We start from the raw sequence: 12189 nt of genomic DNA, 5'->3' as shown, positions 1-12189 counted from the left end.
AATGCAATGACCGATAAAGCGTTCGCCCAGGCCGATCCTGAGTGGCTGGCCCTGATCAGTGCGGCCCGCGAATGGTTGTCCGGGCCGATTGGGCAATTTCTGCTGGATGAAGAACGACGCATGCTCGATGACGAACTGGGCCGGTTCTTTGGTGGCTACCTGGTGCATTACGGGCCGTCGGCCGAAACCCCGCCATCGGCACCCCAGGTGCAACGCAATGTGCGCTTGGGCGCGCCGCTGCCGGGGGTGGAAATCGTCTGCGAGGAACAGGCCTGGCCCTTGAGCGAGCACGCCGCCGATGTGGTGGTGCTGCAGCATGGGCTGGATTTTTGCCTGTCGCCCCATGGCTTGCTGCGCGAAGCGGCGAGCAGCGTGCGCCCTGGTGGCCATTTGCTGATTGTCGGCATCAACCCCTGGAGCAGTTGGGGCCTGCGCCGTGTGTTCGCCCATGACGGCCTGCGCCAGGCGCGCTGCATCTCGCCGTCGCGGGTAGGTGACTGGCTGAACCTGCTGGGCTTTGCGCTGGAGAAACGCCGCTTCGGGTGCTATCGTCCGCCGCTGGCGACGGCCAAGTGGCAAGGCCGCCTGGCCGGTTGGGAACGCCGGGCGGGGGCCTGGCAACTCTCGGGTGGCGGCTTCTATTTATTGGTGGCGCGCAAGATCGTGGTCGGGCTGCGGCCGGTGCGCCAGGTACTGCGCCAACCCATGGGCAAGCTGGTACCGATGCCGATGGCCAAGGTCAACCGCAAGCAAAGCGAACCCTAACCCCTTTATTGATTTCAGGCCGGGCTGCCCGGCCTCGGGATACTGTCGGTCCATTACCGCCAGCCCGTCTTGATGGATGCAACCGATGACCGATAGCGTAGAACTCTTCACCGACGGCGCCTGCAAGGGTAACCCCGGCCCGGGTGGCTGGGGTGCCCTGCTGGTGTGCAAGGGCGTGGAGAAGGAACTGTGGGGCGGCGAAGCCAACACCACCAATAACCGCATGGAACTGATGGGCGCCATTCGCGGCCTCGAAGAGCTCAAGCGTCGTTGCAATGTCCTGCTGGTGACCGACTCGCAATATGTGATGAAGGGCATCAACGAGTGGATGGTCAACTGGAAAAAACGCGGCTGGAAGACTGCGGCCAAGGAGCCGGTCAAGAACGCCGACCTGTGGCAATTGCTCGACGAGCAATGCAACCGTCACGACATCACCTGGAAATGGGTGCGTGGGCACATCGGCCACCCTGGCAACGAGCGCGCCGACCAGTTGGCCAACCGTGGGGTGGACGAAGTACGCGGCTACAAGCAGAGCTGAAACCAGCTCACGTGTTAACATCGCGCCCTTTGATTCACACCACACCGTTGAGAGCTGAACCCTGATGGCCATCCGATCTGTTGTACTCGATACCGAAACCACCGGCATGCCGGTGACCGATGGTCACCGGATCATCGAAATCGGCTGTGTCGAACTGATGGGCCGCCGCCTGACCGGCCGCCACTTCCATGTCTACCTGCAACCGGACCGCGACAGTGACGAAGGCGCGATTGGCGTTCACGGTATCACCGACGAATTCCTCAAGGGCAAGCCGCGTTTTGCCGAAGTGGCCGATGAGTTCTTCGAGTTTATCAACGGCGCCCAGCTGATCATCCATAACGCGGCGTTCGACATCGGCTTTATCAACAACGAATTTGCCCTGATGGGGCAGATGGACCGTGCGGACATCTCCCAGCACTGCACGATCCTCGATACCCTGATGATGGCCCGCGAGCGTCACCCGGGCCAACGCAACAGCCTCGATGCCCTGTGCAAGCGTTATGGCGTCGATAACTCTGGCCGTGAACTGCACGGCGCCTTGCTCGACTCCGAGATCCTGGCCGACGTCTACCTGACCATGACCGGCGGGCAGACCAGCCTGTCCCTGGCCGGCAATGCCTCTGATGGCGCCGGATCGGCGGAAGGCTCCGGCAATCGCCCTTCGGAAATCCGCCGTCTGCCGGCTGATCGCAGGCCTACGCCGATTATCCGGGCCAGCGAGCAGGATTTGGCCGAGCATGCGGCGCGGTTGGAAGCGATTGCCAAGTCGGCGGGTGCGCCGGCGTTGTGGACCCAGTTGACCCAACAATCACCCAGCTCAATGCAGTAAAAATGTGGGAGGAGACTTGCCCCCGATAGTGGTGCATCAGCCATGCATTTATCAGCCGGCACACCGCCATCGGGGGCAAGCCCCCTCCCACAGTTGATCTTCATCGCCTGCAAAATCTTCATTCGCCACATTCGCTCCCAGCTTCTACCCTTGAGTGCAAAGCCTCCGGAGTAAGAGCGCTCATGTACAAAGACCTGAAGTTCCCCGTGCTGATCGTGCACCGTGACATCAAGGCCGACACCGTTGCCGGCGACCGGGTTCGAGGCATTGCCAGGGAGTTGGAACAAGAGGGCTTCAGTATCATTGAAGCGGTGGACTATGCCGAAGCACGTCTGGTGGCTTCCACCCACCATGGTCTGGCGTGCATGCTGATCGCCGCTGAAGGTGCCGGGGAAAATACCCATCTGCTGCAAAACATGGTTGAGCTGATCCGCCTGGCGCGGGTGAGGGCGCCCAATCTGCCGATCTTTGCCCTGGGCGAGCAAGTCACCCTGGAAAATGCCCCCGCCGATGCCATGAGCGAGCTTAACCAACTGCGCGGGATTCTCTACCTGTTTGAAGACACCGTGCCGTTTCTGGCGCGCCAAGTCGCCCGCTCTGCACGCACCTATCTGGATGCCCTGTTGCCGCCGTTCTTCAAGGCCCTGGTGCAACACACCGCCGACTCCAATTACTCCTGGCACACCCCCGGCCATGGCGGTGGCGTGGCCTATCGCAAAAGCCCGGTGGGGCAGGCGTTTCATCAGTTCTTCGGAGAAAACACCCTACGTTCGGACCTGTCTGTTTCGGTTCCCGAACTGGGTTCGCTGCTCGATCACACCGGGCCCTTGGCCGAAGCCGAAGCCCGCGCCGCCCGCAACTTTGGCGCCGACCATACGTTCTTTGTGATCAACGGCACGTCCACCGCCAACAAGATCGTCTGGCATTCCATGGTCGGCCGCGACGATCTGGTGCTGGTGGATCGCAATTGCCACAAATCGGTGTTGCACTCGATCATCATGACCGGCGCGATCCCGCTGTATCTGTGCCCTGAGCGCAACGAACTGGGAATCATCGGCCCGATTCCCCTGAGCGAATTCAGTCCTGAGTCGATTCGCGCCAAGATCGACGCCAGCCCCCTGACCCGTGGCCGGCTTGCGAAAGTGAAGCTGGCGGTGGTGACCAACTCCACCTACGACGGCCTGTGCTACAACGCCGAATTGATCAAGCAGCAACTGGGCAACAGTGTCGAGGTGCTGCACTTTGATGAAGCCTGGTACGCCTACGCCGCCTTCCACGAGTTTTTCGCCGGGCGCTATGGCATGGGCACCTCGCGCACCCCGGACAGCCCCTTGGTCTTCACCACCCACAGCACGCACAAGTTGCTGGCCGCCTTCAGCCAGGCATCGATGATTCATGTGCAGGACGGCGGCGCCCGGCAACTGGACCGTGATCGGTTCAACGAAGCCTTCATGATGCATATCTCGACCTCGCCCCAATACAGCATCATCGCCTCGCTGGACGTGGCCTCGGCGATGATGGAAGGCCCGGCCGGGCGCTCGCTGCTACAGGAAATGTTTGACGAGGCCCTGAGTTTTCGTCGTGCCCTGGCCAACCTGCGCCAGCATATTGCGGCCGAAGACTGGTGGTTTTCCATCTGGCAGCCGCCCTCGGTCGCCGGTATCGACCGGGTCGTCACCGCGGATTGGCTGTTGCACCCTCAGGATGAGTGGCATGGTTTTGGCGACGTTGCCGAAGACTACGTATTACTCGACCCGATCAAGGTGACGCTGGTGATGCCTGGCCTCAACGCCGGGGGCGCCCTGAGCGATTGCGGGATTCCCGCTGCGGTAGTCAGCAAGTTTCTCTGGGAGCGCGGTCTGGTGGTGGAAAAAACCGGGTTGTATTCGTTCCTTGTGTTGTTTTCCATGGGCATCACCAAGGGCAAATGGAGCACCTTGCTCACCGAATTGCTGGAGTTCAAGCGCAGCTATGACGCCAATGCCAGCCTGGCCAGTTGTCTGCCGTCGGTGTATGCCCAAGGTCCTGCGCGTTATCAGGGCATGGGGCTGCGCGACCTTTGCGACCAGTTGCACAGCTGTTACCGTAGCAACGCTACTGCCAAGCATCTCAAGCGCATGTATACGGTGTTGCCGGAAATCGCGATGAAACCCGCCGATGCCTACGACCAGTTGGTGAGGGGCGAGGTGGAGGCAGTCTCTATCGATGCCTTGCCAGGGCGTGTCGCGGCCGTGATGCTGGTGCCTTATCCGCCCGGTATTCCGTTGATCATGCCCGGTGAACGCTTTACCGAGTCAACCCGTTCAATCATCGACTACCTGGCGTTTGCCCGTACGTTCGATAGCAGCTTCCCCGGTTTTGTCGCGGATGTTCATGGGCTGCAACACGAAGATGACGGCAGTGGCCGTTGTTACACCGTCGATTGCATCAAGGGCTAAGGATGTTTATGCAAGCTGTAATGAACCCGAAGTACCCAGGGCTCAGTGTGCGGGTCGCCGATGAAGGTTTCGACCCCTATGTTTGGGGCAATGACTTCAGCTTCGAGGTCAGCGCCTATGGTGTGCCGCAGATGGGCCAGCGTGTCGATCAGTGGCCTGTGGAGCGCGTCCTGCCGTACCGCAAGTGCTACGGCATTGACCCGGAAGAGTTCGCCAGCTTTCGCGATGCCACCGACAGCGCGATCTTCATGGCTTACCTGGACGACCGCGCGGTGGGTCATGTGGTGGTCAGCACCAACTGGAACGGTTTTGCCCACGTCGATGAGCTGGCGGTGGTGTTGCCTGCGCGACGCCATGGTGTAGCCAAGGCGTTGCTGGATGTGGCGCAGTTCTGGGCCCGCAAGAAAAACCTGCCGGGCATGATGCTGGAAACCCAGAACAATAACCTGGGAGCCTGTCGCTTGTACGAGCGCTGTGGTTATGTGTTGGGCGGGATCGACCACCTGCGTTATCGCGGCATTGATCCGCAAACCCGCGAGGTGGCGATTTTCTGGTATCGGTTGTTCATGTCCGAGCGGGATGCCGGCTGAGCGGGACAGTCTATGAATTGATCCACGAATGTTCGGCACCGACGCTGATCTGCAGTTGATCACGGTAAGCACGGTAGTGCTTCTTGGCCTCCTGTACACTTTGTTTGAGCCCATCGGGCTCTGTCAGACCTTTGCTTGCGTAATACTGGCGGGTGTCGTCCTCAATGTTGAACGGTTTTCCTGGCGTGAGCCCGTGATTGCCTTGCTGCATTTTTTCTTTGCTCATTCCATCAAAACCCGCATCGTAAATGTCAGGTCGTTTGGATTTCAGTACATCGTCAAACATGTTCGGGCCTACGGTTTCAAAAACCTTGCCTTCGTACTCCAGAAAGTCCGAGGTGTAATCGAATCCACCCTTGGAATTTTTGGTGATGGTCGGTCGATTGGCCTCAAAATAGGCTTTGTTTTTGGTGAAGCGATGATTCATCTCGGTGATCATTTCAGCTATGACCGGATTATTCGGGTGCGTGGCGAAGTTACTCGTATTAAAAAATGGCTTGTAGTCAGTCACTTTGTGAGCGACAGGTCGACTGACCAGAATATCCGAGTCGCCCGCATTTAAGCCTGCCGATCCGACCGCGCCTTTGATCGCGTCATCGGTGTCGAGATAAATGCCTCCGTATTTATTCATCAGCGGATAGCGGGCTATATCGGAAGTCGCAGCGAGGTTCTTGCCCTGACCCTTGCGGAAATATGAATACAGCTCTGTGTTTTTCAATGGCTGGAAGAACTCTTCTTCATGCAAGTTCATGGCTGTGACACCGGGGGCGTCTTTTGCCAGCTTGAGCTTGATTGCCTGGAATAGCTCCGGGGTATCGGCGTCGACATGCACGATGGATTTGAACCCAGGCATTTTGTCGGTGTTGGCCGCGATATTCTTGGTCAACCTGTCCGGTATTTCGCCACCGGCCCAGAAATAGTGAATGTCTTGGGGGATGGGGCGGATGTTCCTGGGCATCTGCAATATGGCCGGCGCGGGTGCTTCTATAAACCTGAAGTTGTGATCGGCTATCTTTTTGGCATTTTGATAGTTTTCCAGTGAGCCCCTCTGCCATTTGTTCTTCGCGCTTCTCCAGAAATATTCAGGCGTTGTCCCTTTGGTATTGCCCACCCCCGCTGACCAGGCACCCACCTTGGTGTCAAAGGTGGTGGCGTAATTCATGCCTTGGTAGTTGATGACGTAGGGGTACGGAGAGCCTGTCTGTATATTTATGTCGTCTACCGGCACGATGTAGGTGTTTTCGTTGAGCTTCCAGGCAGGCAAGGACTCACCACCGAGTAAGCGATTCGCTGTTGCCGAAAGCTCCCATCCCCTGCCGCCCAAGTCCCTGATGGCAAGGTCGGGATGGCCTGCGTTGGGGTGCTGGATAACGCGTTGACCATCCTTGAGTTTGGACTGATAAAACCGGTGGTCAATTTTTATGAATTCCTTACCGTTGTGGTCCTTATAAATATTTGATTGGAGGCCTTTCACCTGCAGCCGGTCGGGCGAGATGTCCACCGCATAGTCCCGCAGTGCGGGCGGGTTGAGCACTTTGAGCTCATCTGCAGCCGCCACCACGCTAGGTCTGAAATCCTTCAGCGGCTTCCCATAGGGCTGCCCCTTCGCCACGTCATAGTCGTACCAATTGCCGTTGCGCAACGCTGCTCCCGTTTCCTCGGCATGGTCGAGGAGCTTGTAGGTGCCCACGGCAACCACGGCATGCTGCTTGCCCGCCTCCTTGAGTACATCGTAGCTGCCGCTGGCCCCCCGGAGGAAATTAACCGCTGACTTTCCCTTGGACCACACCAGGCGGCTGGCGCCCTTGAGCAGGTCACCCGCACCACCCAGCGGGTTGAGCGCCTCCAGCGCGGCGCCGCCAAGGAATCGCACGGTTTTCGATGCGGCCTTCAGGCTGGTCACGCCCTTGGCCAAGACCTTGCCCGCCTGGGCGGCCTTGCCGACGCCCAGCGTGACCAGCCCAACCACGTCAAGGCCAAGGTCGAACAAACCTTCGCCAACGTCACCTTTCATAAAATTGACAATCGCCGACCTGAACGGAATCAGGTTGAGGAAAAAATTGCCGATGGCATCGTCGGCAGCTGCACTTTTGTCATAGGAGGTCGTGCCGCTGGCATGTTCAAGCAGGTCATCGTTGTGCAGGTCGAGGGACTTGGCGAATACTTTGGCGATGTAGTTTGTGCGTTCGGAATTGAATACTTGCGGTGTTTGCGAGACCGTCGCTTTTTCCGTGGACTGCTTAGCGTGCTCGTCTTCGAACGGATTGAACTGGACGGTTCTATACAGCCTGTTGGCGTCTCTTCTATCGAGCATGCCGTAAGGCGGTGAATATTTTTCGATGAGGTAGTTGTGCTTTGAAACAGTGCCTGCGCTGGTATCAATGCGATAAATGTTGACCTGACCGTCGCGGGTGGTTTTCACATCCAGCGTATGGCCTCGCTTGGTCAGGGTCTTCGTCCCGAAGTCGGTGCCTATTTTATATTCATTGGTATGGAAAAACTCGAGCTGACCGTACTCGAAGTTCTGCTTGTCCTCTGGCGGCAGGTTCGAGATGAGGTACTGGGTCAGGCCTGTGTGGCCTTTTTCCAGTTCCGTTATGGCCTGGTTATAACGCTCGGTAAAGGTATCTGCCACCGTCAGTTTGCCGCTTGCGGACTTTTCGCAGAACTCATTAATGGGAATTCGCTTGTCTTGAGTCAGCCAATGTTCTTTGTCGTCATGCTTGACCTTGTCACCCTGCATGACGATATCCAGCATTGAATGGTTGCCGGGGAAGCGAGTGGGCCGTCCTGGGGTCAAGCTGGCTTTGAGGATGTTTCTTGCCTTGAAAACGCTGTCCGGGACTCCTGGGAACTCTGCGCGGAGCAGCTCCAGCGCCATCGTTTCACGGTTGGGGATGGACGTTGCAAGCGCTGTGGACGTGGCTTGCAATGCGCTCTGCTGGGCATTGAATGCGTTTTGCACTGCCTGCATTTCAATCTGGGTGGGCGCGATGTCACCGGCTCTCAACAGTCCATGGACGACTCCCCAATTGCTCAAGGCTTTATGCTGGATACGGTGGGTGAGCGGGGCGCCAACATCGATAGCCTCGGCGGCGGCGAGCACCTGGCTGTAGCTCATCGTGAGTACGCGCCCTGGGAATTTGGCCTCCAGCTTGGCCGCCGCGATTGCCAGTTGTGTCCATGGGATACTGCCGTATGTCACGTTGGCCGGAATGTCCTTGACCCGGTATTCAGGTGCGACCCGTGCCAGCAGCATGCGAGCTGCAAGGTCGGCCGATTGCGGGGTGGCTCGCCCCTCGGCCACCAGATAGCGGCTCAAGCCGTCAATCACCAGCGCAGCCGGCTTATTCCAGTATTGTTGCTGCCCCAGATCAAAGCCGGCGACGCTGTTGCGAGCCGGGGTACCCAGGGATTCCGGATCCAGGCCAAGATGGATTGCCGCCAGCAAGTAGTCATTGCTGCTGGTATCTGTCGCAATGCCCCCCAACTGGGTTTGTATAGCCTGCCCCAATGCTTGTGCCTTGGCCGAGCCCAGCAGCGTTTCCAGCGCTGAGCTGGGGTATTTGAAGTCATCGTTGGAGAGGTTCGCGGCTGACAGCAGATAGCCCAGTACCCCTTTTTGTTTGTCGGCCAATGGCAGTCCGGGCACTGTCGAGCCGGGTGCATTGAGCAGGTCGATGATGGTTTGTTTGTCCTGCGTTGCCAGCGGAGTCGGCCATGACAGCGCCCCGCTGAAATTACCCAACGGGTGGGTGTGCACATGTTCGATAGCGCGCTGATACAGCGCGAGCAACTCATCCAGGGTTTTCGGTACGTTCAAGCCGCTGCCGCTGAGGAAGGTGTGAAGCTTGACGACGCTGGTTGGGGTCAGGTTGTGTTCTTCGTAATAGCTGGAGAGTTCACAGACCGGCAGTGAAAGGCTGTTCAACTGTGCTGCCAGTTGTTTCTCAAGGCGGCTTTGCTGTGCGCTGGACAAGTCACCCGGGAAGGCTCCGGTCAGTTCTTCAAGGAGCGGCAGCAGTTTTGCAGCCAGCTCTTTCCAGTTGCAGTATTCAGCAAAGGCTTTTTTAAGGGCTGCGGGATTGTCGAACTCGTCAGGGCTTGGATCGTTGGCCGAGACATCGGGCCGGTTGTCGAGGGGCTTGGACTGAACCCCGGTGAGAACCGTGGCGGCTGATGGAGAGTCGTGCCCGATCAGGGCCGTGGCAGGCAGGTGGGTAAGCACAGGATTAAGATTATTCATGGAAACCGTTCCTTAGTTTCATATTCGTCCGATAGGAAGCGGGTTGGCGCTTCCTTGCAGCGATTGGGTGTAAAAAACTTCGGACGAGGTTCCCGTCACATCTCTACCGGATGTGTCGGGTACAGCATGAGAAAAGAAGGTTTGGGAGGAGCGTCAGGGTGCGGGCGTGCCAAGCGAAGCGCCGGTTAGCAAGGCTTCGGCCTTGTGCATGACAATCTCCAGCAGCGCGTTTAGCGCCGGCGTGGATGACGCGTTCTTCAAAGTCAGTGCGTAAAGGATCACAGGGATGGGAGGAGATAACGGGCAGCTATCCAGCCCGGATTCCCGCGCGCCAGCTGCGGTGAACGAGTCGACAATCGCCAAGCCTTCCCCGGCTTCCACCATGCTGCGCATCATCTGGTAAGTCTGCACCCGCGTCTGCACCACCGGCAACGGGCGCAGGGCTTGCAGCTTGGCGTCCAGCAAGCGGCTGAGCGGGTCATGCCCCTCAAGCCCGATCAGTGCCTGCCCGGCCAGGTCCTGCAATGCAATGTACTTTTGTTTGGGTTTGAGCCAGCCATGGGGCGCGAGCAATTGCAATTTGCCCTGGGCCAGTACGGTGCTTTGGATTTGCGCATGTTCCGGGTCATGTAGGCTCAGGCCCACATCGGCTTCGTGCAGCAGCAGGCTCCTGACGATCTCGCGGGTCGGCTGGCTCGACAGGTTGCACGGGGTGTCCTGGAAGCGTCGGCGCAGCATGGCAATGCTTTGCGGCAACAGTTGGTTGGCCAGCGGCGGGGTGCACAGGGCGCGCAGTGTCGGGGCATGATGGTGTTTCAAACGGCTGGCCAGGCGTTGTACTGGTTCGAGCGCTTCGTACAGCGGGCCAATATGCGCCTGCAGCTCCAGGGTCTCGCGCGTCGCTTGCAGGCGGCCGCGTACACTGGCGAACAACATGAACCCCAATTGCAACTCGGCATCCTTGAGGGTGGCGTCTACCTCGCCCACGGGGAGTTGCAACCACTCGGCGGCCGTGCCGAGGTGCCCGGTCTGCAAGATGGCCTGAATCACTTCGATATGACGTAAACGCATGGCCGGAGTCTATGTGCAGCGCGATGGGGATTCAATGGTGCAAGGCGTTGTGCGCAAAAAAGACTGCACGGGTCGTCCTGGCCTATGGCGTTCGGCCACGACCTCACTAAAATGGCGCATCTGATCAGTAACGACCAATGCCGGCGTTCCGGTACTTAAAACAAAAAACAGGTCTGGTCTCAAAATGCCTCTACCCTCGACATTCTTCGGGGTGACGGCCAAGCAACTCCTGGTCCTGGTGACCCTGGGATGCGTGGCGGCTTACCTCTTCAATGATCACGCAGAACCCACGCCGGAAAACCTCGCACTGGAAACCTTTATCCGTTCCCAGGAACAGGTAGGTGAACAGGTGGGTGCGGTGCTGGGCATTACCTTGATCCGGCAGGTGGAGGCCTATCCCGCCTATAACGCGTCTGGCTACAAGCGCTCCATGTACGCCGTCGAGGGGGAGCGAGGGCGACTCGTGGTGACGCTCAAGCAAGGCGAGCAGGGAATTGAAGTGACAGATATCCGCAAACCCTGATCCTCCGGCCCAGTCGCTGCCAGCACGCGCTGGGACTGGGCGGGTGGATAAGGCGGGATCTTATGAGGCGAGGGTGGTTTGCGACTCGCGGACGATAATGGTCCCCGACTGGATCAACTTGAATTCATCGCCTTCCAGTTTTTCTACACGGTCGCCAATGGCCAGCTTGTAGGTAGTGGAGGGCGTCGAGCCAACCAGGTCGCCTTGCGCCGGGTTGGATTCCTGGAACTCATGCACCGAATACACGCGACCTTCCGCGTCTCTGGCATGGAACTGTCCGACTAGTACTGCTGCCATCTGTTTAGAACCTCTGGAGATAAACACTCGATTTGCGGTTCTGTAGACCGTCAGGGAGCGGGGTAGTTTACCTATAAGAAAAAAATACTATTCGCTGATGTTTTCAGACGCTTCCTACGCAATTGATTGCAAAGAAAACGCCGGGAAAATCACCGGGAACCTCTGGTGAACACGCCGCGAAGCCTCTATAACTACCAGCTCCTTTATTCAGAAGTCGGGAAAACCTCAATGAGCAAGGTCTACACGATCGCCGTCCTGGTGGGCAGCTTGAGAAAAGAGTCGATCAACCGCAAGGTCGCCCTGGCCCTGGCCGAGCTGGCCCCCGCCAATCTCAAGTTGAACATTGTTGAAATCGGCGATTTGCCGCTCTACAACGAAGACCTCGAGGGAGCAACACCGCCCGCAGCCTACAGTACTTTCCGCAAACAGGTGAGTTCATCCGACGCAGTGCTGTTCGTGACCCCCGAATACAACCGCTCCGTACCCGCTCCGTTGAAGAACGCCATTGACGTGGGTTCGCGTCCTTACGGGCAAAGCGTGTGGGGCGGCAAGCCAGGGGCGGTCATCAGCGTGTCCCCGGGCGCCATCGGCGGCTTTGGCGCCAACCATCACCTGCGCCAGTCCCTGGTATTCCTCGACGTGTGGTGTATGCAGCAGCCGGAAGCCTATTTGGGCGGGGCGGGCAATGTGTTTGATGAAGCGGGGAAGGTCTCGGAAAAGACCAAGCCGTTTCTGCAGGCATTTATCGACGCGTACGGCAAGTGGGTGGAAAAACAGCACGCCTGATTTGGCAATGAGCTCCAATGTGGGAGGGGGCTTGCCCCCGATGGCGGAGTGTCAGTCACGAGGAGGTCGACTGGCCCACCGCTATCGGGAGCAAGCCCCCTCTCAC

At 58.5% G+C, this 12189-nt stretch carries 10 protein-coding genes; 7 read left to right on the top strand and 3 right to left on the bottom strand.

What is annotated here, in order from left to right:
- Positions 1-6: 6 nt before the first annotated feature.
- From NMB39_RS16405 to NMB39_RS16385, 5 genes are all read left to right on the top strand, one after another.
- Complete coding sequence (locus NMB39_RS16405) at positions 7-765, top strand: class I SAM-dependent methyltransferase (protein ID WP_057011155.1); 759 nt, start codon at positions 7-9, stop codon at positions 763-765.
- Between the two features lie 85 nt (positions 766-850).
- Entirely contained in the window at positions 851-1303 is a 453-nt protein-coding gene (gene rnhA, locus NMB39_RS16400; protein WP_003173571.1) for a ribonuclease HI, read from the top strand.
- Between the two features lie 70 nt (positions 1304-1373).
- Positions 1374-2132, top strand: a complete 759-nt coding sequence (dnaQ, locus tag NMB39_RS16395; protein ID WP_164484850.1) for a DNA polymerase III subunit epsilon — start codon at positions 1374-1376, stop codon at positions 2130-2132.
- A 182-nt stretch (positions 2133-2314) separates the two neighbouring features.
- On the top strand, positions 2315-4570 hold the full coding sequence (locus NMB39_RS16390) for an Orn/Lys/Arg family decarboxylase (protein ID WP_306957780.1): 2256 nt from the start codon (positions 2315-2317) through the stop codon (positions 4568-4570).
- 8 nt (positions 4571-4578) lie between these two features.
- Positions 4579-5160 (top strand): GNAT family N-acetyltransferase, encoded by a 582-nt coding sequence (locus NMB39_RS16385; RefSeq protein ID WP_057022534.1) that lies wholly within the window; start codon positions 4579-4581, stop codon positions 5158-5160.
- A 10-nt stretch (positions 5161-5170) separates the two neighbouring features.
- Here the strand turns inward: NMB39_RS16385 and NMB39_RS16380 are convergent, their stop codons facing one another.
- A complete protein-coding gene (locus NMB39_RS16380; RefSeq protein WP_494340429.1) occupies positions 5171-9406 on the bottom strand; it encodes a glycosyltransferase family 32 protein in 4236 nt (1411 codons plus the stop codon).
- Positions 9407-9559: 153 nt separating this feature from the next.
- Positions 9560-10477 carry a LysR substrate-binding domain-containing protein gene (locus NMB39_RS16375; protein ID WP_306957783.1) on the bottom strand — a complete coding sequence of 306 codons (918 nt, stop codon included), beginning with the start codon at positions 10475-10477 and terminating at the stop codon, positions 9560-9562.
- A 184-nt stretch (positions 10478-10661) separates the two neighbouring features.
- Between NMB39_RS16375 and NMB39_RS16370 the strand changes: the two genes are divergently transcribed.
- Entirely contained in the window at positions 10662-11000 is a 339-nt protein-coding gene (locus NMB39_RS16370) for a hypothetical protein (RefSeq protein WP_124400453.1), read from the top strand.
- 60 nt (positions 11001-11060) lie between these two features.
- Here the strand turns inward: NMB39_RS16370 and NMB39_RS16365 are convergent, their stop codons facing one another.
- Entirely contained in the window at positions 11061-11297 is a 237-nt protein-coding gene (locus NMB39_RS16365) for a hypothetical protein (RefSeq protein ID WP_057022530.1), read from the bottom strand.
- A gap of 228 nt (positions 11298-11525) precedes the next feature.
- On the opposite strand from NMB39_RS16365, the gene NMB39_RS16360 reads away from it, so the two are divergent.
- Entirely contained in the window at positions 11526-12083 is a 558-nt protein-coding gene (locus tag NMB39_RS16360; protein ID WP_306957785.1) for an NADPH-dependent FMN reductase, read from the top strand.
- The last annotated feature ends 106 nt before the right edge of the window (positions 12084-12189 follow it).

This window comes from Pseudomonas sp. FBCC-B545, assembly GCF_059134095.1.
Note: the sequence above shows the minus strand (reverse complement) of the source record. Positions and strands in the feature narration are given on the sequence as shown.